At 71.3% G+C, this 24,082-nt stretch carries 21 protein-coding genes; all 21 read left to right on the top strand.

Annotation, left to right across the window (positions count from 1 at the left end; translation table 11 throughout):
• The first annotated feature begins 221 nt into the window (after positions 1-221).
• Positions 222-1,262, top strand: a complete 1,041-nt coding sequence (nrtL, locus tag RIM90_RS20565) for an ArgS-related anticodon-binding protein NrtL (RefSeq protein WP_309062204.1) — start codon at positions 222-224, stop codon at positions 1,260-1,262.
• 28 nt (positions 1,263-1,290) lie between these two features.
• On the top strand, positions 1,291-2,682 hold the full coding sequence (gene lysA, locus RIM90_RS20560; protein ID WP_309062203.1) for a diaminopimelate decarboxylase: 1,392 nt from the start codon (positions 1,291-1,293) through the stop codon (positions 2,680-2,682).
• Positions 2,683-2,856: 174 nt separating this feature from the next.
• Complete coding sequence (locus RIM90_RS20555; RefSeq protein WP_309062202.1) at positions 2,857-4,149, top strand: homoserine dehydrogenase; 1,293 nt, start codon at positions 2,857-2,859, stop codon at positions 4,147-4,149.
• Positions 4,150-4,155: 6 nt separating this feature from the next.
• Positions 4,156-5,214: a threonine synthase gene (gene thrC / locus RIM90_RS20550; protein ID WP_309062201.1), complete on the top strand. Its 1,059-nt coding sequence runs from the start codon at positions 4,156-4,158 to the stop codon at positions 5,212-5,214.
• Positions 5,215-5,694: 480 nt separating this feature from the next.
• Complete coding sequence (gene thrB, locus RIM90_RS20545; RefSeq protein ID WP_309062200.1) at positions 5,695-6,612, top strand: homoserine kinase; 918 nt, start codon at positions 5,695-5,697, stop codon at positions 6,610-6,612.
• A gap of 408 nt (positions 6,613-7,020) precedes the next feature.
• Entirely contained in the window at positions 7,021-9,084 is a 2,064-nt protein-coding gene (rho, locus tag RIM90_RS20540; RefSeq protein ID WP_309062199.1) for a transcription termination factor Rho, read from the top strand.
• Positions 9,085-9,279: 195 nt separating this feature from the next.
• The gene (locus RIM90_RS20535) at positions 9,280-11,076 is read left to right on the top strand and encodes a trypsin-like serine protease (protein WP_309062205.1); all 1,797 of its coding nucleotides are present in this window, start codon (positions 9,280-9,282) and stop codon (positions 11,074-11,076) included.
• 208 nt (positions 11,077-11,284) lie between these two features.
• Positions 11,285-12,421: an LCP family protein gene (locus RIM90_RS20530; protein ID WP_309062198.1), complete on the top strand. Its 1,137-nt coding sequence runs from the start codon at positions 11,285-11,287 to the stop codon at positions 12,419-12,421.
• Positions 12,422-12,571: 150 nt separating this feature from the next.
• The gene (gene rpmE / locus RIM90_RS20525; RefSeq protein WP_006130146.1) at positions 12,572-12,793 is read left to right on the top strand and encodes a 50S ribosomal protein L31; all 222 of its coding nucleotides are present in this window, start codon (positions 12,572-12,574) and stop codon (positions 12,791-12,793) included.
• Positions 12,794-12,896: 103 nt separating this feature from the next.
• Complete coding sequence (gene prfA, locus RIM90_RS20520) at positions 12,897-13,976, top strand: peptide chain release factor 1 (RefSeq protein WP_309062197.1); 1,080 nt, start codon at positions 12,897-12,899, stop codon at positions 13,974-13,976.
• Between the two features lie 40 nt (positions 13,977-14,016).
• Positions 14,017-14,862, top strand: coding sequence for a peptide chain release factor N(5)-glutamine methyltransferase (prmC, locus tag RIM90_RS20515; RefSeq protein WP_309062196.1), 846 nt, complete (start codon positions 14,017-14,019; stop codon positions 14,860-14,862).
• Positions 14,863-14,910: 48 nt separating this feature from the next.
• A complete protein-coding gene (locus tag RIM90_RS20510; protein ID WP_309062195.1) occupies positions 14,911-15,558 on the top strand; it encodes an L-threonylcarbamoyladenylate synthase in 648 nt (215 codons plus the stop codon).
• A complete protein-coding gene (locus RIM90_RS20505) occupies positions 15,555-16,232 on the top strand; it encodes a protein-tyrosine-phosphatase (protein ID WP_309062194.1) in 678 nt (225 codons plus the stop codon). The genes RIM90_RS20510 and RIM90_RS20505 overlap by 4 nt, the downstream gene beginning before the upstream one ends.
• Before the next feature lie 149 nt (positions 16,233-16,381).
• Complete coding sequence (gene glyA / locus RIM90_RS20500) at positions 16,382-17,620, top strand: serine hydroxymethyltransferase (RefSeq protein ID WP_309062193.1); 1,239 nt, start codon at positions 16,382-16,384, stop codon at positions 17,618-17,620.
• 139 nt (positions 17,621-17,759) lie between these two features.
• Positions 17,760-19,121 (top strand): MraY family glycosyltransferase, encoded by a 1,362-nt coding sequence (locus tag RIM90_RS20495; RefSeq protein WP_309062192.1) that lies wholly within the window; start codon positions 17,760-17,762, stop codon positions 19,119-19,121.
• 361 nt (positions 19,122-19,482) lie between these two features.
• Positions 19,483-19,920, top strand: a complete 438-nt coding sequence (locus RIM90_RS20490; RefSeq protein ID WP_309062191.1) for a hypothetical protein — start codon at positions 19,483-19,485, stop codon at positions 19,918-19,920.
• Positions 19,921-20,193: 273 nt separating this feature from the next.
• Positions 20,194-20,964 carry a F0F1 ATP synthase subunit A gene (gene atpB / locus RIM90_RS20485; RefSeq protein ID WP_184818743.1) on the top strand — a complete coding sequence of 257 codons (771 nt, stop codon included), beginning with the start codon at positions 20,194-20,196 and terminating at the stop codon, positions 20,962-20,964.
• 78 nt (positions 20,965-21,042) lie between these two features.
• Entirely contained in the window at positions 21,043-21,279 is a 237-nt protein-coding gene (gene atpE, locus RIM90_RS20480; protein WP_309062190.1) for an ATP synthase F0 subunit C, read from the top strand.
• 42 nt (positions 21,280-21,321) lie between these two features.
• Positions 21,322-21,870, top strand: a complete 549-nt coding sequence (locus RIM90_RS20475; protein ID WP_309062189.1) for a F0F1 ATP synthase subunit B — start codon at positions 21,322-21,324, stop codon at positions 21,868-21,870.
• A complete protein-coding gene (locus tag RIM90_RS20470; RefSeq protein WP_309062188.1) occupies positions 21,867-22,682 on the top strand; it encodes a F0F1 ATP synthase subunit delta in 816 nt (271 codons plus the stop codon). The genes RIM90_RS20475 and RIM90_RS20470 overlap by 4 nt, the downstream gene beginning before the upstream one ends.
• Before the next feature lie 127 nt (positions 22,683-22,809).
• The coding region (gene atpA, locus RIM90_RS20465; RefSeq protein WP_309062187.1) for a F0F1 ATP synthase subunit alpha at positions 22,810-24,082 on the top strand (1,273 nt) is incomplete at its 3' end.

Genomic DNA, 24,082 nt, shown 5'->3' with positions numbered 1-24,082 from the left:
CTCGTCCGGCGGTTGATCCAGGGGCGCGTTCTCCAGGCGGGGGACACCGGGCCGGCCTCGCCCGCCGGGCACGCCGGAGGGTGAGGCGCAGGCTTTCGCCGCGTGGGGCCGTCCGTGCGCGAGGCCGCGTAAGGCCCGGCCGCGCGCGAGGCCGTCCACATCCCGGGATCACGCCCAAAGACATTCGCCTACCCACCCCCCTCCTCCCCTACGCTTGTCCCGTGACCCCCGTCGAGCTCTCCCGCACCGTGCTGCACGCGGTGCGCCGTGCCGTCGACGAGGGGGAGCTGAGCGTGGCCGTGCCCGAGCGGGTCGTCGTCGCGCCTCCCCGGCCCGGGGGGTGCGGGGACTACGCCACCAACGTCGCCCTCCAGCTCGCCCGCCCGGCCGGACAGCCGGCCCAGCGCGTCGCCGAGATCCTCCGGCCCCACCTGCTGCGCACCGGCGGTATCGCCGACGTCGTCGTCACCGGGCCGGGGTTCCTCAACATCAGTCTGCGGAGCGCCGCGCCCGCGGCCCTCGTGCAGGAGATCGTGCGGTGCGGACTCCGGTACGGCCACGCGGACTCCCTGGCCGGGCAGCTGGTCCGGCTGCACGCCCCCCACGAGGTCCGCGCCCTCGTCCATCTCGACGTCCTCGCCCGCATCCTCCGCTCCCAGGGCGCCGACGTCCGCACCGGCTGTGCCGCTCCGCCCGGGTCCGAGTGGGGCGCCGTCCTGGGGGTCCGCGTCGATGTCGTCGGCGGCGGCACCGCGCCCGGCGGCGTCGTCGTCCGGCCCGTCCCCGCTCCCGCCGACCCGCTTCCCCTCGGCCGTGACGCCGCCCGCTGGGCCCTGCTGCACCCGGCCCCGCACGACCGGCCCCGGATCGGGGACGACCACCTGGTCCAGCGGGAGGGCAACCCCCTCTTCCGCGTCCGTTACGCCCACGCCCGCACCCGGGCCCTCCTCCGCAACGCCGCCGATCTCGGATTCACCCCGGAACCCGGCCCGGTGGCAGGCGCCCAGCCGCTGCTGCAGGCCCTCGCCGACCACCCCCGCGTCCTCGCGGCCGCCGCCGCGCACCGCGCGCCCGACCGGCTCGCCCGGCATCTCGTCGCCGTCGCCGATGCCGTACCGCCCCTGCTCCCGGCCGTCCTGCCCCTCGGCGAGGAGAAACCCTCGGCCGCCCACCGGGCCCGGCTCGCGCTCGCCGACGCCGCCGGGACGGTGCTGGCCGGCGGCCTGTCCCTGCTCGGCATCGACGCACCCGACCATCTCTGAAGAGACAGCGAAGAGAGCCACCGAAGAAATGAGCCGTTCCGCACACCCCGCCGGGCCCCGTCACGCCGACGTCCTCCCCGAGGGGCACTACTCCGCACCCCCCGCCGATCTCAACGCCCTCGACCCGAAGGTGTGGGCCCGGACCGTCGCCCGGGACGAGCACGGTGTCGTCACCGTCGGCGGGATCGACGTCAAGCGGCTCGCCGAGGAGTTCGGCACCCCCGCCTACATCCTCGACGAGGCCGACTTCCGGGCCCGGGCGCGGGCCTGGCGCACCGCCTTCGGGAGCGAGGCCGACGTGTTCTACGCCGGCAAGGCGTTCCTGTCCCGGGCCGTCGTGCGGTGGCTGCACGAGGAGGGGCTGAACCTCGACGTCTGCTCCGGCGGTGAGCTCGCCACCGCGCTGTCCGCCGGTATGCCCGCCGACCGCATCGCCTTCCACGGCAACAACAAGTCCCCGGGTGAGATCGAGCGGGCCGTCCGCGCCGGTGTCGGGCGGATCGTGCTCGACTCGTTCCAGGAGATCGTGCGCGTCGCCCACATCGCGCAGTCGCTCGGCAAGCGGCAGCGGGTGCAGATCCGCATCACGGTCGGCGTCGAGGCGCACACGCACGAGTTCATCGCCACCGCCCACGAGGACCAGAAGTTCGGGATCCCGCTCGCCGGCGGGCAGGCCGCCGAGGCCGTGCGCCGGGCGCTGCAGCTCGACGGGCTGGAGGTCATCGGCATCCACAGCCACATCGGGTCGCAGATCTTCGACATGTCCGGGTTCGAGGTCGCCGCGCACCGGGTCGTGGGGCTGCTCAAGGACATCCGGGACGAGCACGGGATCGAGCTGCCCGAGATCGACCTCGGCGGCGGACTCGGCATCGCGTACACCAGCGACGACGACCCCCGCGAGCCGTACGAGATCGCCAAGGCGCTGACCGAGATCGTCACCCGGGAGTGCGAGGCCGCCCGGCTGGGCACCCCCCGTATCTCCGTCGAGCCGGGGCGGGCCATCGTCGGGCCGACCGCCTTCACGCTGTACGAGGTGGGGACCGTCAAGCCGCTCGAGGGGCTGCGGACGTACGTGTCCGTCGACGGCGGGATGTCGGACAACATCCGCACCGCGCTGTACGACGCCGAGTACAGCGTCGTCCTCGCCTCCCGCAGCTCCGACGCCGAGCCGATGCTGTGCCGGGTCGTCGGCAAGCACTGCGAGAGCGGGGACATCGTGGTGCGGGACGCCTTCCTGCCGGGGGACCTGGCACCGGGTGACCTCATCGCCGTACCGGCCACCGGGGCGTACTGCCGGTCGATGGCCAGCAACTACAACCACGTCCTCCGCCCGCCCGTCGTCGCCGTCGACGGCGGCGAGGCGCGGGTGATCGTCCGCCGGGAGACGGAGGAGGACCTGCTCCGCCTCGACGTCGGATGACGGGCCCGCCCGTCGCCGGTCCGCCCCCGCGGCGGGCCCGTCCGGGAGGAAGATCTCCTGTCCTCCCGGGCATGGAAATGAAATAGATGTCTCAGGATCCGGACAAAGGGCAGAAAGTCCCGTCCGGTGAGTGAGACTGGTGCAACCGAGACGGTTATCAGGAAACGAGGTCGGATGATGCGTACGCGTCCGCTGAAGGTGGCGCTGCTGGGCTGTGGAGTGGTCGGCTCAGAGGTGGCGCGCATCATGACGACGCACGCCGACGACCTCGCCGCACGCATCGGGGCCCCGGTGGAACTCGCCGGGGTCGCCGTGCGGCGGCCCGACAAGGTGCGTGAGGGCATCCCCGCGGAGCTCGTCACCACCGACGCCACCGCCCTCGTCAAACGCGGCGACCTCGACATCGTCGTCGAGGTCATCGGCGGGATCGAGCCCGCCCGGACGCTGATCACCACCGCCTTCGAGCACGGTGCCTCCGTCGTCTCCGCGAACAAGGCGCTGCTCGCCCAGGACGGGGCCGCGCTGCACGCCGCCGCCGAGGAGCACGGCAAGGACCTCTACTACGAGGCCGCCGTCGCCGGTGCCATCCCGCTGATCCGGCCGCTGCGCGAGTCGCTCGCCGGTGACAAGGTCAACCGGGTGCTGGGCATCGTCAACGGCACCACCAACTTCATCCTCGACAAGATGGACACCACGGGCGCCGGCTACCAGGAGGCGCTCGACGAGGCCACCGCCCTGGGGTACGCGGAGGCCGACCCGACCGCCGACGTCGAGGGCTTCGACGCCGCCGCCAAGGCCGCCATCCTCGCCGGGATCGCCTTCCACACGCGCGTGCGGCTCGACGACGTCCACCGCGAGGGCATGACCGAGGTCACCGCCGGCGACTTCGCCTCCGCCAAGGAGATGGGCTGCACCATCAAGCTGCTCGCCATCTGCGAGCGGGCCGAGGACGGGGCGTCGGTCACCGCGCGGGTGCACCCGGCGATGATCCCGCTCAGCCACCCCCTGGCCTCCGTGCGGGGGGCGTACAACGCCGTGTTCGTCGAGTCGGACGCCTCCGGCCGGCTGATGTTCTACGGGCCGGGCGCGGGCGGTGCGCCGACGGCCTCCGCCGTGCTCGGCGACCTGGTCGCCGTGGGCCGCAACCGGCTCGGCGGGACGACCGGACCGGGCGAGTCCGCGTACGCCGCGCTGCCCGTCTCGCCGATGGGCGAGGTCGTCACGCGCTACCACATCAGCCTCGACGTGGCCGACAAACCGGGTGTCCTCGCCCAGGTGGCGACCGTGTTCGCCGAGCACGGGGTGTCCATCGACACGGTCCGGCAGCAGGGGAAGGACGGCGAGGCCTCCCTCGTCGTCGTCACCCACCGTGCGTCCGACGCGGCCCTCGGCGGGACCGTCGAGGCGCTGCGCAAGCTCGACACCGTGCGTGGTGTCGCCAGCATCATGCGGGTTGAAGGAGAGTAACCAGCAATGACTCACCAGTGGCGCGGAATCATCGAGGAGTACCGGGACAGGCTGCCGGTATCCGACACCACGCCGGTCGTGACGCTCCGTGAGGGCGGCACGCCGCTCGTGCCCGCGCAGGTGCTCTCCGAGCGCACGGGCTGCGAGGTCCACCTCAAGGTCGAGGGTGCGAACCCGACCGGGTCCTTCAAGGACCGCGGCATGACGATGGCCATCTCCAAGGCGAAGGAGGAGGGCGCCAAGGCCGTCATCTGCGCCTCCACCGGCAACACCTCCGCCTCCGCCGCCGCGTACGGGGTGCGCGCCGGGATGGTGTCCGCCGTGCTCGTGCCGCAGGGCAAGATCGCGCTCGGCAAGATGGGCCAGGCGCTGGTCCACGGGGCGAAGATCCTCCAGGTCGACGGCAACTTCGACGACTGCCTCACGCTCGCCCGCGCGCTGAGCGACAACTACCCCGTGGCGCTGGTCAATTCGGTCAATCCGGTGCGTATAGAGGGGCAGAAGACCGCCGCCTTCGAGATCGTGGACATGCTGGGCGACGCGCCCGACGTCCATGTGCTGCCGGTGGGCAACGCGGGCAACATCACGGCCTATTGGAAGGGCTACCGCGAGTACGCCGCCGACGGCGTCGCCACGAGGACCCCCCGCATGTGGGGCTTCCAGGCCTCCGGCAGCGCCCCGATCGTGCGCGGCGAGGTCGTCAAGGACCCGTCGACCATCGCCACCGCCATCCGCATCGGCAACCCGGCCTCCTGGGACCACGCGCTGGCGGCGCGGGACGAGTCGGGCGGTTTCATCGACGAGGTGACGGACCGTGAGATCCTGCGCGCCTACCGGCTGTTGGCCTCGCGGGAGGGCGTCTTCGTCGAGCCCGCGTCCGCCGCGTCGGTCGCGGGTCTGCTGAAGGCCGCCGAGCAGGGCAAGGTCGACCCGGGGCAGAGGATCGTGTGCACGGTGACGGGCAACGGTCTGAAGGACCCGGACTGGGCCGTCGCCGGTGCCCCGCAGCCGGTCACCGTCCCCGTCGACGCCGCGACCGCCGCCGAGCGGCTCGGCCTGGTCTGACCCGGCCGTCCGGCCGCCGGGCTCCTCGGCCCGGCCCCGGCCGCCGCCGAGCGGCTCGGACCGGTGCGGACGCGTGCGCCGGTGGTGCCGCCCCGTGCCGCCCCGGTATCACCGGGGCGCGCCGTTCGTCCCGGTTCGGCAGGGTCGGCGTAAGAAGGCGCTCACCTGGGGAAGTTCCCTGCAGGGGGTGCACAGGGGGCTTACGACACGCATCGTGCGCCTCCTGTGCGCCCTATGTCGCCACAGAACCTTCCTTCGATAGGCTGTACTGAACCCGCCCGCCGCATATGCCGCGGTATCGCGTCGTCCCCGTGGTCCGGACAGTGGCCCGGAGCGGCCCGGAAAGCGGCCGGCCAGCCCGGCCGGCGGCGGACCCAGGGGGTTGCCCCAGGGGTTCTCGTACGTCATCGAATGTCCCGTCCTCGAATGTCCACCGAAAGTCATTCGACAGTCACGTAGCTCAAGGAGAGTCTTCGAGCGATGGCCGGTCCCGCGTTCCGCGCCGCCGCCGTCCGGGTGCGCGTCCCCGCCACCAGCGCCAACCTCGGCCCGGGCTTCGACGCCCTCGGCCTCGCGCTGGGCCTGTACGACGACGTGGTCGTCCGGGTGGCCGACTCCGGGCTGCACATCGACATCGCCGGTGAGGGCAGCGAGACCCTCCCGCGCGACGAGAGGCATCTGCTCGTACGCTCTCTGCGCACCGCCTTCGACCTGCTCGGCGGACAGCCGCGCGGCCTGGAGATCGTCTGCGCCAACCGCATCCCGCACGGCCGGGGCCTGGGCTCCTCCTCGGCCGCCATCTGCGCCGGGATCGTCGCCGCCCGCGCCGTGACGATAGGGGCCGAGGCCAAGCTCGACGACACCGCGCTGCTCGAGCTCGCCACCGAGATCGAGGGCCACCCCGACAACGTCGCGGCCTGCCTGCTGGGCGGCTTCACCCTGTCCTGGATGGAGGGCGGCGCGGCCCGGGCGATCAGGATGGATCCCGCCGATTCCATCGTTCCGGTGGTTTTCGTCCCCGGAAAACCGGTCCTCACCGAGACCGCGCGCGGCCTGCTCCCGCGCACCGTGCCGCATGTCGACGCCGCCGCCAACGCGGGCCGTGCCGCCCTGCTCGTCGAGGCCCTCACCCGGCGCCCCGAGCTGCTGCTGCCCGCCACCGAGGACCGCCTGCACCAGGAGTACCGCGCCCCGGCGATGCCCGAGAGCGCGGCCCTCGTGGAGCGGCTGCGCGGGGACGGCATCCCCGCGGTGATCTCCGGCGCCGGACCCACGGTCATGGCGCTGGCCGACACGGACACCGCCGACAAGGTCGAAGCACTGGCCGGCGCCGACTGGGCCGCCAATCGGCTCGGCCTCGACGTGCGGGGAGCGAGCGTGCTTCCGCTCGCGACCTGACACGCGGTTGCCGGATTTGGAGAGGGGGAATGTTTGTTGGATCCGGTAGTGTTAATCTCAAGTCTGCACCCGACCCCACCATGGCGAGGTGCCTCGTGTCCCCGTCCGGGACAGACATTCTTCCGGGAGCCCCCCAAGCCGCATTGTGCAGTGGACGTCGTACGTGAGCAGTACGGCCGACGCGGACACTGAGCGGCCCGCCGGGCACGCTTCGGAACCGGTGCGACCACGCCGCGTGACACAGACACTGGGTGCCACGGCCAGGGGGCGCGCCATCACCAGATATTCCTTCCGCCGTTCAGGCGGACCACCGCCCCGGCACGGTTCGCACAGCAAGGACCGAAGCCGGACAGCACAACCGGTCGCCGAGCCAGACAGGCCGACGTCCGCTCCAGGGAAGGACCCTTCGTGAGCGACACCACCGATCTGATGGGCGCACGTGTCGAGGAGACCGCTGCCGCGCCCGCCACGGACGCTTCCGCGCCTGCCACCGGTGCCGGCTCCCGGCGGCGCCGCGGTACCGGCCTCGAGGGCATGGTGCTGGCCGAGCTGCAGCAGGTCGCATCCGGCCTCGGCATCAGGGGCACCGCGCGCATGCGCAAGAGCCAGCTGATCGAGGTCATCAAGGAGGCGCAGGCCGCCGGTGGAGGTGCCCCCTCCGGGGGAGCCGCTCCGGCCAAGGCCGAGGCCGCCGCCGAGACCAAGCCCAAGCGCCGTGCCACCTCCCGGACCCGTACGGGTGAGGCCGCCGAGAAGAAGGCGGACGCCAAGGGCGAGCAGGCACCCGCCGAGAAGGCCGCGGCCCAGCAGCAGATCGAGATCCCGGGCCAGCCCTCCCCGAAGGCCTCCGCCCCGGCCGAGCAGGCCGCCGCCGAGGACGCCGCCCCCGCCGAGCGCCGCCGCCGTCGCGCCACCGCCGAGGCCGGTGCCCCGGCCGCCGCGACCGAGACGGTCACCGCCGAGGCGAAGACCGAGCCCAAGGCCGAGACCCCGGCCCAGCCGCAGCAGCAGGGCGAGGCCAAGTCCGACCAGGAGGGTGGCGAGGGCCGCCGCCGCGACCGCCGTGAGCGCGGCCGCGACCGTGACCGTGGCGAGCGCGGTGACCGTGGCGAGCGCGGTGACCGCGGGGACCGCGGGGACCGCCGCAACAAGGGCGACGACCAGCAGAACCAGGGCGGCCAGGGCCGTCAGCAGAACCAGCAGGGCGGCGGCCGTCAGGACGACGGCTACGACGAGGACGGCGGCGGCCGGCGTGGCCGTCGCGGGCGCTACCGCGACCGCCGTGGCCGTCGCGGCCGCGACGACGTGCAGGAGCCGCAGATCGCCGAGGACGACGTCCTGATCCCGGTCGCGGGCATCCTGGACATCCTCGACAACTACGCGTTCATCCGCACCTCCGGCTACCTGCCGGGCCCGAACGACGTGTACGTCTCCCTCGCCCAGGTCCGCAAGAACGGCCTGCGCAAGGGCGACCACATCACCGGCGCGGTCCGCCAGCCCAAGGAAGGCGAGCGGCGCGAGAAGTTCAACGCGCTCGTCCGGCTCGACTCCGTCAACGGCATGGCGCCCGAACACGGCCGCGGCCGCCCGGAGTTCAACAAGCTCACCCCGCTGTACCCGCAGGACCGCCTCCGTCTGGAGACGGACCCGGGCGTGCTGACCACCCGGATCATCGACCTCGTGTCGCCGATCGGCAAGGGCCAGCGCGGTCTGATCGTGGCCCCGCCGAAGACCGGCAAGACCATGATCATGCAGGCGATCGCCAACGCGATCACCCACAACAACCCCGAGTGCCACCTGATGGTCGTCCTCGTCGACGAGCGTCCGGAAGAGGTCACCGACATGCAGCGGTCGGTCAAGGGCGAGGTCATCTCCTCGACCTTCGACCGCCCGGCCGAGGACCACACCACGGTCGCCGAGCTCGCCATCGAGCGCGCCAAGCGCCTGGTGGAGCTGGGTCACGACGTCGTCGTGCTGCTCGACTCGATCACCCGCCTGGGCCGTGCGTACAACCTCGCCGCCCCGGCCTCCGGCCGCATCCTGTCCGGTGGTGTCGACTCGACCGCCCTGTACCCGCCGAAGCGCTTCTTCGGTGCGGCCCGCAACATCGAGGACGGCGGCTCGCTGACCATCCTCGCCACCGCCCTGGTGGACACCGGGTCCCGCATGGACGAGGTGATCTTCGAGGAGTTCAAGGGCACCGGCAACATGGAGCTCAAGCTCGACCGGAAGCTCGCCGACAAGCGCATCTTCCCGGCGGTGGACGTGGACGCGTCCGGCACCCGCAAGGAGGAGATCCTGCTCGGCAACGAGGAGCTCGCCGTCGTCTGGAAGCTGCGCCGGGTGCTGCACGCGCTCGACCAGCAGCAGGCGATCGAGCTGCTCCTCGACAAGATGAAGCAGACCAAGTCGAACGTCGAGTTCCTGATGCAGATCCAGAAGACGACGCCGACGCCGGGCAACGGCGACTGACGTCCCCCTTCCACGAAGGGCCGCTCCCCCTGCGGGAGCGGCCCTTCGCGTGTCCGTGCGCAGGTCCGCGACGTCATGGGACAGGTGTACGATCACGCTGCTTCGGGCCGATCTTCGCTTCTGCGTTCCGCTGTTCGCCTTCCTCGTCCCGGCCCGGGCTTCCGATCCCTAGGGGGGACCTGCGTGAGTACACCCATGTCCGGGGCCGGCCGGCACAGACGCCGGGCCAGGATCGCGCTGCCCGTCGCGGCGGCAGGTGTCGCCGCGGCCGTCGCCGCAGCGCTGCTGACCTCGTCGGCCGGCGCCGCCACCGCGCTGCCGCAGCCGACCGTCGACCCGGCGATCGGCTCGCCGTCGCCCGCCGAGCTGAAGCAGCGCGTCGCGGGCGCCCTGGCCGGTGACGACACCGCGGGGAGGACGGCCAAGTCGTCGCTGAGCACGAGCACGAGCACCGGCTCCGTCATCGACGCGAAGATCATCGGCGGCAACACCACCAGCATCAGCTCGGCGCCCTGGATGGCCCAGCTCCACTACTACGACGACCGGGGCACCGCCTCCGCCAGCGACGACATCGGCTTCTTCTGCGGCGGCGCCGTCGTCGCGCCCACGAAGATCCTCACCGCCGCGCACTGCGTCAAGGGCTACGACTGGCACGCCAACGGCGCCGTCGTCACCGGGACCGCCCAGCTCCCCTCCGACGGCGGGAGCGACCTGCACGGCGGCACCGTCAGCGGGGTCTGGCGGCAGTGGAACCACCCGTCGTACAACGCGCGGACCATCGACAACGACATCGCGGTGCTCACCCTGCCGGCCCCCGTCCGGGCCACCCCGATCCGCATGACCACCTCCGGCGACACCGCCTCCTACGCCGCCGGAACCAGCGCCAAGGTCTACGGCTGGGGCCGCACCAGCTCCACCGGCCAGGACGTCTCCGAGACGCTGAAGACGGCCACGCTGCCCCTCCAGTCGGACACCACGTGCGCCCGCACCTACGGCGCCGACTTCGTCAAGGGGCACATGGTCTGCGCCGGCCGGCCCGCCAGCGGCAGCGACACCGGCACCACCTCCGCCTGCAACGGCGACTCCGGCGGCCCGCTGGTCGTGAACAACCGGATCGTCGGCGTCGTCTCCTGGGGCGTGGAGGACTGCGTGGCGAAGGGCGCCTACAGCGTCTTCGCCAAGGTGAGCAGCTACGTCGGCGCCACCTACCCCCGCGTCGACGACACCAACATCAGCGGCGACCACCGGGCCGACCTGTGGGTGCGCAAGGCCTCGACGACGACCGGTTACTCCAAGGACTCCAAGGGCTCCTCCTTCGCCGCCCGCGAGTCCTGGGGCAGCTGGAAGGGCGTCAACCTCGTCCTGCAGACCGACCTCGACCGCGACGGCCATCAGGACCTGGTGTACCGGCGCAGCAGCGACGGCGACGTCTTCCGGACCCACTACGTCATCTCCAGCGGCAGCTGGTCCACCCAGCGCATCGCCGACAACTGGAAGACCCGCACCCGGATCATCACCCCCGGTGACGTCACCGGCGACTACCTGCCCGACCTGCTGTCGGTGGACTCCGCCGGCGTGCTGTGGATCTACCCGGGCAAGGGCAACGGCTCCTTCTCCGCCCGCGTGAAGGTCGGCTCCGGCTGGAACCAGTACAACTCCGTGCGCGGCCACGGCGACTTCACCGGTGACGGGAGGACCGACCTGATCGCCCGGTCCAAGAGCACCGGCTCCGTGTACCTGTACAAGGGCACCGGCAAGTCCGGCTCCGGGGCCTTCTCCGGCCGGATCAAGGTGCGCACCTGGAAGAGCACCACCTACAACGCCTTCGACGCGGTCGGCGACGTCAGCGGCGACGGCAGGGCCGACTTCCTGGCCCGTACCCCCGGCGGCACGCTGTACCTGTACAAGGGCACCGGAAAGGCCACGAGCGAGATCTTCGCCACACGGATCTCCGTCGGCACCGATTTCAAGCAGTACGACATCTTCGGCTGAAACCGCAGGTGAGCGGTGCACGCACCGCTCCGGGCGGAACCGTCCCGTGCCCGGCCGTCCACAGGCCGGGCACAGGACGCCGTGCAACCCTGTGCCGCGTTTCCCCGTCTGACCGGACGGCGAGACGATGGGTGCCGTACAGGAAGCGACCGGCCGGGTCCGGCACCGACGCAGGAGGGTCGGTAACCGGACGAGAGCTGAGGAGCACATGGCTGCCGAGAGCACACAGGGCCCCGGTATACCGGAGGAGCCCGGCACGGCGGGCCCGCGGCACCGGGCCGAGGGGCGCCGCCGCAGGCGGCGCGACCGGCGCACGGGCCTGAGGGTCATGGCCTGGACCGCCGCGGGCATCGTCGTCCTGGGCGGCACCGGCGCCGGATATCTGTACTTCAAGCTCAACGGCAACATCGACAGCGTCGACATCGACCAGGCCCTCGGCGCCGACCGGCCCGAGAAGGCCGACAACGGCTCCGAGAACATCCTCGTCCTCGGCTCCGACACCCGCTCCGGCGGCAACGAGGAGCTCGGCGGCGGCACCGACGACGGCACCGCCCGCTCCGACACCGCGATGATCGTGCACGTCCACGAGGGCCACCGGAAGGCCAGCGTGGTCTCCATCCCGCGCGACACCGTCGTCGACCGCCCCGAGTGCACCGACACCGAGGGCGGCACCCACCCCGCCGCGACCGGCGTGATGTTCAACTCCGCCTACTCCACGGGCGGGGCGGCCTGCGCGGTGAAGACCGTCGAGTCGATCACCGACCTGCGCATGGACCACTACCTGGAGATCGACTTCGCCGGCTTCCAGAAGCTCATCGACGGGCTCGGCGGCGTCGAGGTCACCACCACCGAGGACATCGAGGACCCCGAGAGCCACCTCGACCTGAAGGCCGGCACCCACCGGCTCGACGGCGAGCAGGCCCTCGGCCTGGTGCGTACCCGGCACGGCGTCGGCGACGGCTCCGACCTCGGCCGCATCCAGCTCCAGCAGGCCTTCCTCAAGGCGCTGCTGCAGCAGGTCAGGGAGGTCGGCGTCTTCACCAGCCCCAAGAAGCTGTACGACCTCGCCGACACCGCCACCAAGACCGTCACCACCGACTCCGGTCTCGGCTCGGTGAACTCCCTGATGTCCTTCGCGGGCGGCCTGAAGGGCATCAGCCCCGCGCGGATGCAGATGGTGACCATGCCGGTGCGGTACGACCCGGCCGACGCCAACCGGGTCCTGCTCGAGAAGGACAAGGCCCAGCTGGTCTGGACCGCACTGAAGAACGACGAGCCGATCCCCGGGGCCGCCACCGAGGGCACCGCCGCCGGCCAGGCCGGGGACGTGGTGAGCACGTCGTAGACCGGGCGGGCCACCGGCGGGAATAGACCGCCCCCACCCCCGGTTTTGGGGGAAGGCGCCAGTCCTGGCAGACTGGTACGTCGGCCCCGGTTCACGCCTGTCGCACCCCGCGGCGGCGACCCGGTGCCCTCCCGGAACCTAGGAGACACCTTGAAGCGCGACATCCACCCCGAGTACGTCGAGACGCAGGTCAGCTGCACCTGCGGCGCGTCGTTCACCACCCGCAGCACGATCTCCAGCGGCAACATCCGTGCCGAGGTCTGCTCCGAGTGCCACCCGTTCTACACGGGCAAGCAGAAGATCCTCGACACCGGTGGCCGTGTGGCCCGCTTCGAGGCCCGCTTCGGCAAGGCCGCCGGCTCCAAGAAGTAGCGAGCCCCATTTCGCCGGTCCACGGCTGTGTCCCCCGAGGGGACCCGCCGGGACCGGCGTTTTTGGTCGTCCGCCCTTCACCCCGTACCCGCAGGAGCCCAAGATGTTCGAGGCCGTCGAGGAACTCGTCGCCGAGCACGCCGACCTGGAGAAGAAGCTCGCCGACCCGTCGGTCCACTCCGACCAGGCCAACGCGCGCAGGCTGAACAAGCGCTACGCCGAGCTCACCCCGATCGTCGCCACGTACCGCTCCTGGAAGCAGACGGGCGACGACATCGAGACCGCGCGCGAACTGGCCGCCGACGATCCCGACTACGCCGCCGAGTTCGCCTCGGAGGTCAAGGACATGGAGAAGCAGCGCGAGGAGCTCACCGAGAAGCTCCGCCTGCTGCTGGTCCCGCGCGACCCCAGCGACGACAAGGACGTCATCCTCGAGATCAAGGCGGGCGCGGGCGGCGACGAGTCCGCCCTGTTCGCCGGCGACCTGCTGCGCATGTACCTGCGCTACGCCGAGCGCGTCGGCTGGAAGACCGAGATCATCGACGCCACCGAGTCCGAGCTGGGCGGCTACAAGGACGTCCAGGTCGCCGTGAAGGCCCGCGGGCAGATCGAGCCCGGCCAGGGCGTGTGGGCGCGGCTGAAGTACGAGGGCGGCGTGCACCGCGTGCAGCGCGTGCCGGCCACCGAGTCCCAGGGCCGTATCCACACCTCCGCGGCGGGCGTCCTGGTGACCCCCGAGGCGGAGGAGGTGGACGTCGAGATCAACCCGAACGACCTGCGCATCGACGTCTACCGGTCCTCGGGCCCGGGCGGCCAGTCCGTCAACACCACCGACTCCGCCGTGCGCATCACGCACCTCCCGACCGGAGTCGTCGCCTCCTGCCAGAACGAGAAGAGCCAGCTGCAGAACAAGGAGCAGGCACTGCGTATCCTGCGCTCCAGGCTGCTCGCCATGGCGCAGGAGGAGGCGGAGAGGGAGGCCGCCGACGCCCGCCGCAGCCAGGTCCGCACCGTCGACCGCTCCGAGAAGATCCGCACCTACAACTTCCCGGAGAACCGCATCTCGGACCACCGCGTCGGCTTCAAGGCGTACAACCTGGACCAGGTCCTGGACGGCGACCTCGACGCGGTGATCCAGGCCTGCGTCGACGCCGACTCGGCCGCCAAGCTCGCCGCCGCGTAAGGCGCGAGGCACGTAGTACGAGTACTCCCGGAGGCATCGCGTGAACCTGCTGCTCGCCGAGGTGGCCCAGGCCACCCAGCGGCTCGCCGACGCCGGCGTGCCCTCGCCGCGCACCGACGCGGAGGAGCTCGCCGCGTTCGTGCACGGCGTCAAGCGCGGCGAGCTGCACACCGTGAAGGACTCCGACTTCGACGCCCGGTACTGGGAGGTCGTCGCCCGCCGCGAAGCGCGCGAACCGCTCCAGCACATCACCGGGCGCGCCTACTTCCGCTACCTGGAACTCCAGGTCGGGCCCGGGGTGTTCGTCCCGCGTCCGGAGACCGAGTCGGTGGTCGAGTGGGCCATAGACGCCGTCCGCGCCATGGACGTCGTCGAGCCCTGCATCGTCGACCTGTGCACCGGCTCCGGCGCGATCGCCCTCGCCCTCGCCCAGGAGGTGCCGCGTTCCCGCGTGTACGCCGTGGAGCTGTCCGAGGACGCCCTGGTGTGGACCCGCAGGAACATGGAGGGGTCACGCGTCGAACTGCGTCAGGGAGACGCCCTGACGGCCTTCCCGGACCTCGACGGCCAGGTCGACCTGGTCGTCTCCAACCCGCCGTACATCCCGCTCACCGAGTGGGAGTACGTCGCCCCGGAGGCCCGCGACTACGACCCGCAGCTGGCCCTGTTCTCCGGTGAGGACGGGCTCGACCTGATCCGCGGCCTGGAGCGCACCGCGCACCGGCTGCTGCGCCCCGGCGGGGTGGTCGTGGTCGAGCACGCCGACACCCAGGGCGGCCAGGTGCCGTGGATCTTCGCCGAGGACCGCGGCTGGACCGACGCCGCCGACCACCCCGACCTGAACAACCGCCCCCGGTTCGCCACCGCCCGCAAGGCGCTGCCGTGAGCGTCCCGCACACCCCATCCCCCCAGCACGTACGAGGAGGCCCGCCAGATGGCTCGGCGATACGACACCAACGACGCGACCGACCGCGCGACCGGTCTGCGTGAGGCCGCGTCCGCCGTCCGGCGTGGCGAGCTCGTGGTGCTGCCGACGGACACGGTGTACGGCATCGGCGCGGACGCGTTCACCGCGGAGGCCGTCGCCGACCTGCTGGCGGCCAAGGGCCGCGGCCGCAACATGCCCACGCCCGTCCTCATCGGCTCCCCGAACACCCTGCACGGCCTGGTCACCGACTTCTCCGAGCTGGCCTGGGAACTGGTCGACGCGTTCTGGCCGGGCGCGCTGACCCTGGTCGCCAGGCACCAGCCGTCCCTCCAGTGGGACCTCGGCGACACCCGCGGCACGGTGGCCGTGCGGATGCCGCTGCACCCGGTCGCCATCGAACTGCTCACCGAGGTCGGCCCCATGGCCGTCTCCTCCGCCAACCTCACCGGCCACCCGGCGCCGGAGAACTGCGACGCCGCGCAGGAGATGCTCGGCGACTCCGTCTCCGTCTACCTCGACGGCGGCCCGACGCCCGGCAACGTCCCCTCCTCGATCGTCGACGTCACACGGCCCGTGCCCGTGCTGCTGCGCGAGGGAGCGATCCCGCCGGACGAGCTGCGCAAGGTCGTACCCGACCTCGAGGTGGCGAATTGACGGCCCCTGAAGCGGGGCGTGGCATAGGCAACGGGGAAAGCAGCGCGGAGACGACGACGACCTTCGGATTCCCGCGCGACACCTTCCGCATCCTCCACGTCAGTACCGGAAACGTGTGCCGCTCGCCCATCACCGAGCGGCTGACCCGGCATTTCGTGAGCCAGCGGCTGGGCATCCTGGGCGGCGGGCTGATCGTGGAGAGCGCGGGCACCTGGGGCCACGAGGGCGCGCCCATGGAGGCCCACGCGGAGACCGTGCTGGCCGAGTTCGGCGCGGACGCCTCCGGCTTCGTGGGCCGCGAGCTCCTGGACGAGCACGTGATCCGCGCCGACCTGGTCCTGACCGCCACCCGGGACCACCGCGCCCAGGTCATCTCCATGGGCCACTCGGCGGGCCTGCGCACCTTCACGCTGAAGGAGTTCACCCGCCTGGTGAACGCCATCGACCCGGCGACCCTGCCCCCGCTGGACGACGGCCTGGTCATGCGCGCCCGCGCCCTGGTCCGCGCGGCCGCCGCGCTCCGCGGGTGGCTCCTGGCCCCGACGGTCGAGGCGGACGAGGTCCACGACCCGTACGGGGCGCCGCTGACCTTCTTCCGCTCCATCGGCGACGAGATACACCAGGCCCTGGACCCGGTGGTCACGGCCCTGACGGGCGTACCGACGCGGGCCTGAGCCCCGCCGGGCGCGGTCCGGCGCCGGGCGCGGGGAGCGGCGGTCCGGGGATTTCGCCGGTGTGGACCCGGAGGGCGCAACAACCGCGCGCTCACCGGGCGCCCGGCCTACATTGGTCGTACGTCAGCGTCGACGTCCGGGAGTCCCCCATGACGGTCACCCACGCCCTCGAGGCCGATGTCCTGCGCCGCCAGGACCCCGAGCTCGCCGACGTCCTGCTCGGCGAGCGTGAGCGGCAGGCGACCACGCTCCAGCTGATCGCCGCGGAGAACTTCACCTCGCCCGCCGTGCTGGCCGCCCTCGGCTCGCCGCTGGCCAACAAGTACGCGGAAGGGTACCCGGGCGCCCGGCACCACGGCGGCTGCGAGATCGCCGACGTCGCCGAGCGCCTCGCCGTGGACCGCGCGAAGGACCTGTTCGGCGCCGAACACGCCAACGTCCAGGCGCACTCCGGGTCTTCGGCCGTCCTGGCCGCCTACGCCGCCCTGCTGCGCCCCGGTGACACCGTCCTCGCCCTCGGCCTGCCCCACGGCGGCCACCTCACCCACGGGTCGCCCGCGAACTTCTCCGGCCGCTGGTTCGACTTCGTCGGCTACGGCGTGGACGCCGAGAGCGGGCTGATCGACCACGAGCAGGTCCGCACCCTCGCCCGTACGCACCGCCCCAAGGCGATCGTCTGCGGCTCCATCGCCTACCCCCGCCACCTCGACCACGCGTTCTTCCGCGAGGTCGCCGACGAGGTGGGCGCGTATCTGATCGCCGACGCCGCGCACCCCATCGGGCTCGTCGCCGGGGGAGCGGCACCCAGCCCGGTGCCGTACGCCGACATCGTCTGCGCCACCACGCACAAGGTGCTGCGCGGCCCGCGCGGCGGAATGATCCTGTGCGGCGCGGAACTGGCCGAGCGGGTGGACCGGGCCGTCTTCCCCTTCACCCAGGGCGGCGCCCAGATGCACACCATCGCCGCCAAGGCGGTCGCGTTCGGGGAGGCGGCGACAGAGGCGTTCGCCGCGTACGCGCACCGGGTGGTCGCCAACGCGCGGGCGCTGGCCGCCGCGCTGACCGCCGAGGGGCTGGTCGTCACCACCGGCGGCACGGACACCCACCTGATCACCGCCGACCCGGCCCCCCTCGGCGTCGACGGACGCACCGCGCGCGGCCGGCTCGCGGCGGCCGGTCTGGTCCTGGACTGCTGCGCCCTGCCGCACGCCGACGTCCGCGGCCTGCGCCTGGGCACGGCGGCGGTGACCACGCAGGGCATGGGGGAGCGGGAGATGCCGGTCGTCGCCGGGCTGCTGGCGAGCGTCCTCAGGGGCGGCACCGAGGCCGCGCGGGCCCGGGAGGACGTACGGGAACTGACCGCGGCCTTCCCGCCGTATCCGCGCTGAGCGCCGCCGACGCGGGGTGGGCGCGCTCACGTGCACAGCCACGCGTGCAACCATCGTCGCTACCCGGAAGTCCCCACTCGTATGCGCGCCTCGCTAGGGTGTGGGGCTGTGATGGCCAGCGAGACCTGTGGGGAAGCCCGTGCGTGAATACCTGCTGACGCTCTGCGTCACGGCCGCGGTGACGTACCTGCTGACCGGTCCGGTACGCAAGTTCGCGATCGTGGCCGGGGCGATGCCGGAGATCCGGGCACGTGACGTGCACCGGGAACCCACTCCGCGGCTCGGCGGTATCGCGATGTTCTTCGGCCTGTGCGCGGGCCTGCTGGTCGCCGACCACCTCACCAACCTCGGCCAGCTCTTCGAGAAGTCCAACGAGCCCCGGGCGCTGCTCTCCGGAGCGGCGCTGATCTGGCTGATCGGTGTCCTGGACGACAAGTTCGAGATCGACGCCCTGATCAAGCTGGGCGGCCAGATGATCGCCGCCGGCGTGATGGTCATGCAGGGCCTGACGATCCTGTGGCTGCCCGTCCCGGGCGTCGGCACGGTCGCGCTCACCCAGTGGCAGGGCACCCTGCTGACGGTGGCGCTGGTCGTCATCACCATCAACGCGGTCAACTTCGTGGACGGCCTCGACGGCCTCGCCGCCGGCATGGTGTGCATCGCGTCGGCCGCGTTCTTCATGTACGCCTACCGCATCTGGTACTCGTACGGCATCGAGGCCGCCGCCCCCGCGACGCTGTTCGCCGCCATCCTGATGGGGATGTGCCTGGGCTTCCTGCCGCACAACATGCACCCCGCGCGGATCTTCATGGGCGACTCGGGCTCGATGCTGATCGGCCTGGTGCTGGCGGCCGGCGCGATCTCCATCACGGGACAGGTCGACCCGGACAGCCTGTTCGGCGGGTCCGAGCGCAGCACGGTGCACCAGATGGTGCCGGTCTACATCCCGCTGGTGATGCCGCTGACGATCATCGCGATCCCGGCCGCCGACCTGATCCTGGCGATCGTGCGGCGCACCTGGCGCGGTCAGTCGCCGTTCGCGGCGGACCGGGGCCATCTGCACCACCGGCTGCTGGAGATCGGCCACTCGCACAGCCGGGCGGTGCTGATCATGTACTTCTGGTCGGCGCTGATCGCCTTCGGCGCGCTGGCCTACTCCGTCAACTCGGCGTCGATGTGGATCGTCCTGGGCGTGGTCCTCCTCAGCGCGATCGGCCTGGTGCTGCTCCTGCTGCCGCGCTTCACGCCGCGCGCCCCGCGCTGGGCGGAGGCCTTCGTCCCGCCGCGCTACCGCCGTCGCCGCGCGTCGGCGACGGCCGCGGACGCGTCGACGCCGGCGGGTTCCGGTCCGGGGGAGGGCCACGAGTCCACGGGCGGTCCCGGGGAGAACGCCGGTCACCGCACCCCCGTCGCCGCGGGGGTCTCCGGGGTCAACGGCGCGACCGCCGTCGGCCCTCGCGCGCGTCTGGCCGACCGGCGGAACGCGGACAGCGCGCGCTGACCGTTCACGGCGATCCGGCGGTCCGGCGGTCCGATCACGGCGAAGGTAAGAATCTCACTAGAGCATTACCAAGTCGTGGGAGTGCGATGGGACGCTGTTGGGGGTGCGAAACGTCCCAATAACAGACATGTCGGCACTGCGCGCGCTCAGGCGTGCAGATTCACTCTCATGTGTGACGGCTGGCACACCCATCAGGTAAAGACTGCATCAAATAGTTTGTGATACCGTTCACGAGAACCCCGGAGAGAGTCGAAGGACCGTAGTGCGACGGTCCATTCTGGTGAGGTCTTCACGCTCGGCCCGGGGGTCTACGCTCGTCCATGACGACACCCCTGCCCCCTGTGAAAGCGGAGTTGCCGCCATGCCGTCCCATGACGCCCGGAACCTTCTGCAGTGCGCTGTGCCCACAGCCGCTGCCGGTGCGGTCGCCGTCGCCGTCAGCGGTGCGGTGGCCGGCGGCAAGGGTGCGCTCGGCGCGGCCGTCGGGGCCGTACTCGCCATCCTGTTCATGGGAGTTGGCCTGTACGTCCTGCAGTGGACGGCGAAATCGCTCCCGCAACTGTTCCAGGCCATGGGGCTGATGCTCTACGTCGCCCAACTCCTGCTGCTCATGATCTTCGTCGCGCTCTTCAAGGGCACGTCACTCTTCAACCCGAAGGCGTTCGCGGTCTCGCTCGTCGCGGCGACGCTCGTGTGGATGGCCGCGCAGGCCCGTGCGCACATGAAGGCCAAGCTCTTCTACGTCGATCCGGACTCCGCGAAGAGTGACGAGGCCGAGAAGACGGGGCCGTCGTCGTGACGGGTAGGGGCGCGATAAAGACCGGTGGGAACTCCTGCTATCGTCCGGTGCCAACTGCGGCATCGCGGGCGCGGGCATCCGAGCTGACGCCTGAGCGATCGCGAGGCTCGAAGCCCCTCAGCCGCCCCCACATCCGTAACACCTGTCCGGTGCCGACCCGCGGCCGTGCGCCGCGCCGACACAACGAGGTTGCCGTACCTATGCGTCACGCCGAAGGAGCCCGCGGTGAGTGCTGACCAGACCCAGCTCGCCTTTGACTGGAGCTGTCGGATCATGTCCGACAACGGGTGTGGTTTTCCGGCTCCGGGCCTGCACTCGTTCCTCTTCAAGCCGATCGCCACCGTCGGCGGGTTCGAGTTCAACAAGGTGATGCTGCTCGCGCTCATCACCACCGTCCTCGTCGTCGGCTTCTTCTGGGCGGCCTTCGGCAAGGCCAAGGTGGTGCCGGGCAAGCTGCAGATGGTCGGTGAGGCCGGCTACGACTTCGTCCGCCGCGGCATCGTCTACGAGACCCTGGGCAAGAAGGAGGGCGAGAAGTACGTCCCCCTCATGGTCTCGCTGTTCTTCTTCATCTGGATCATGAACATCTGGTCCGTGATCCCGCTGGCCCAGTTCCCGGTGTCCTCGATCATCGCCTTCCCGGCGGTGCTCGCCGCGATCGTCTACGTGGTGTGGCTCGGGCTCACGTTCAAGAAGCACGGCTTCGCCGGCGGGTTCAAGAACCTCACCGGTTACGACAAGTCGCTCGGCCCGGTGCTGCCGCTCGTCGTGGTCATCGAGTTCTTCTCGAACGTCCTCGTGAGGCCCTTCACCCACGCGGTCCGACTCTTCGCCAACATGTTCGCCGGCCACCTGCTGCTCGTGATGTTCACCGTCGCCAGCTGGTACCTGCTGAACAGCTGGATGATCCCGGCCGCCGGCGTCTCGTTCGTCATGACCGTCGTCATGATCCTCTTCGAGCTCTTCGTCCAGGCCGTCCAGGCGTACGTCTTCGTCCTGCTGGCCTGCTCCTACGTTCAGGGCGCTCTCGCCGAGCACCACTGAGCCGCCCCACCACCCCGCACCTCCAATCGTCCGGTGGCCAACCCCCACCGGTCCATGTAAAGAGAAGGAAGATCCAGCATGGCTGCCACTGAGACCCTCGCCGCTGTCTCCGGCTCGATCGGCTCCATCGGTTACGGCCTCGCCGCCATCGGCCCTGGCATCGGCATCGGCATCATCTTCGGCAACGGCACCCAGGCCCTGGCCCGTCAGCCCGAGGCCGCCGGTCTGATCCGTGCCAACCAGATCCTCGGCTTCGCCTTCTGTGAGGCGCTCGCCCTCATCGGCATCGTTATGCCGTTCGTGTTCGGCCAGTAAGAGCCCCTTACTCACCGACACGTTTCGACGAAAGGCACTGATGTGATCGCCAACCTGGTACAGCTGGCGGCCGAGGAGGAGCAGAACCCGCTCCTGCCTCCGGGCCCCGAGCTGCTCGTCGGCACCATCGCCTTCGCCATCGTGTTCTTCTTCTTCTGGAAGAAGCTGCTCCCGAACATCAACAAGGTTCTGGAGGAGCGCCGCACGGCGATCGAAGGCGGTATCGAAGAGGCCGAGGCCATGAAGGTCGAGGCCCAGAGCGTCCTTGAGCAGTACAAGGCCCAGCTCGCCGAGGCCCGGCACGAGGCCGCGCGTCTGCGCCAGGAGGCGCAGGAGCAGGGTGCCGCGCTCATCGCCGAGATGCGGGCCGAGGGCCAGCGGCAGCGCGAGGAGATCATCGCCGCCGGTCACGCCCAGATCGAGGCCGACCGCAAGGCCGCCGCGTCCTCGCTGCGTCAGGACGTCGGCAAGCTGGCCACCGACCTGGCCGGCAAGCTCGTGGGTGAGTCCCTCGAGGACCACGCCCGGCAGAGCCGCGTGATCGACCGCTTCCTCGACGAGCTCGACCAGAAGGCCGAGGCCGCGCGATGAACGGAGCGAGCCGCGAGGCCCTGGCAGCCGCACGAGAGCGTCTCGACGCGCTGACGGACTCCACGTCCGTGGACGCGGGCTCGCTCGCCGACGAGCTGGCCGCCGTCACCGCGCTGCTCGACCGCGAGGTGTCGCTGCGTCGGGTCCTCACCGACCCGGCGCAGGCCGGTGAGGCCAAGGCCCAGCTGGCCCAGCGCCTGCTCGGCTCGCAGGTCAGCGGCCCCGCCGCCGATCTGGTGTCCGGCATGGTGCGCTCCCGCTGGTCGCAGTCCCGCGACCTGGTGGACGCGCTGGAGGAGCTGGCCGACCTCGCCGACCTCACCGCCGCCCAGAAGACGGGCGCGCTCGACGACGTCGAGGACGAGCTGTTCCGGTTCGGCCGGATCGTCTCCTCGAGCACCGAGCTGCGCGCCGCGCTGACCAACCGGAGCGCCACCGCCTCCGCCAAGGGCGAGCTGCTGCGCAGCCTGCTCGGGGGCAGGGCGAACGCGGTCACCGAGCGTCTGGTGACGCGTCTTGTGGCCGCGCCTCGGGGACGTAGCCTGGAGTCGGGACTCGAGTCCCTGTCCAAGCTCGCCGCCGAGCGCCGTGACCGCATGGTGGCCGTCGTCACCTCCGCGGTGCCGCTGAGCGACACGCAGAAGCAGCGCCTGGGCGCCGCCCTCGCGAAGCTCTACGGCCGCCAGATGCACCTCAACCTCGACGTGGACCCCGAGGTCCTCGGCGGGATCCGGGTGCAGGTCGGCGACGAGGTCATCAACGGCTCCCTCGCGGACCGGCTGGAGGACGCGAGCCGTCGGCTGGCGGGCTGAGCAGCACATATCTGAATAGGCAGTACGTACTTACGGCCCTGGTTGGGCCGTGCAGAGGATTCCTGGGGGTCGCCCCCAGACCCCCCAAGTGAAACTTCGGGCCCAACAAGGAGAGCAGGGAACTCAGATGGCGGAGCTCACGATCCGGCCGGAGGAGATCCGGGACGCGCTGGAGAACTTCGTCCAGTCGTACAAGCCGGACGCGGCCTCGCGCGAGGAGGTCGGTACGGTCACCCTTGCCGGCGACGGCATCGCGAAGGTCGAGGGCCTGCCCTCGGCCATGGCCAACGAACTGCTGAAGTTCGAGGACGGCACCCTCGGCCTCGCCCTCAACCTCGAGGAGCGCGAGATCGGTGCCATCGTCCTCGGTGAGTTCAGCGGTATCGAGGAGGGCCAGCCGGTCACCCGCACCGGCGAGGTCCTGTCCGTCGCCGTGGGCGAGGGCTACCTCGGCCGTGTGGTCGACCCGCTCGGCAACCCGATCGACGGCCTCGGCGAGATCGAGACCGAGGGCCGCCGCGCCCTCGAACTGCAGGCCCCCACGGTCATGCAGCGCAAGTCGGTGCACGAGCCGATGGAGACGGGCTACAAGGCCGTCGACGCCATGACCCCGATCGGCCGTGGTCAGCGTCAGCTGATCATCGGCGACCGCCAGACCGGCAAGACCGCCCTGGCCGTCGACACGATCATCAACCAGCGTGACAACTGGCGCTCCGGCGACCCGAAGAAGCAGGTCCGCTGCATCTACGTCGCCATCGGCCAGAAGGGCTCCACCATCGCGTCGGTCCGCCGCGCGCTGGAGGAGAACGGCGCGCTGGAGTACACGACCATCGTCGCCGCCCCGGCGTCCGACCCGGCCGGCTTCAAGTACCTGGCGCCGTACACCGGTTCCGCCATCGGCCAGCACTGGATGTACCAGGGCAAGCACGTCCTGATCATCTTCGACGACCTGTCGAAGCAGGCCGACGCCTACCGCGCCGTGTCCCTGCTGCTGCGCCGTCCGCCGGGCCGCGAGGCCTACCCGGGTGACGTCTTCTACCTGCACTCCCGTCTGCTGGAGCGCTGCGCGAAGCTCTCCGACGACATGGGCGCCGGCTCGATGACCGGTCTGCCGATCGTCGAGACCAAGGCCAACGACGTCTCGGCGTTCATCCCGACCAACGTCATCTCCATCACCGACGGCCAGTGCTTCCTGGAGTCCGACCTGTTCAACGCCGGTCAGCGTCCGGCCCTGAACGTCGGTATCTCGGTCTCCCGCGTCGGTGGCTCCGCCCAGCACAAGGCGATGAAGCAGGTCTCCGGCCGTCTGCGCGTGGACCTCGCCCAGTTCCGTGAGCTGGAGGCGTTCGCCGCCTTCGGTTCCGACCTGGACGCCGCGTCGAAGGCGCAGCTGGAGCGCG

It is taken from the genome of Streptomyces sp., from assembly GCF_031181555.1.
GTDB lineage: Bacteria > Actinomycetota > Actinomycetes > Streptomycetales > Streptomycetaceae > Streptomyces > Streptomyces fimbriatus.
Note: the sequence above shows the minus strand (reverse complement) of the source record. Positions and strands in the feature narration are given on the sequence as shown.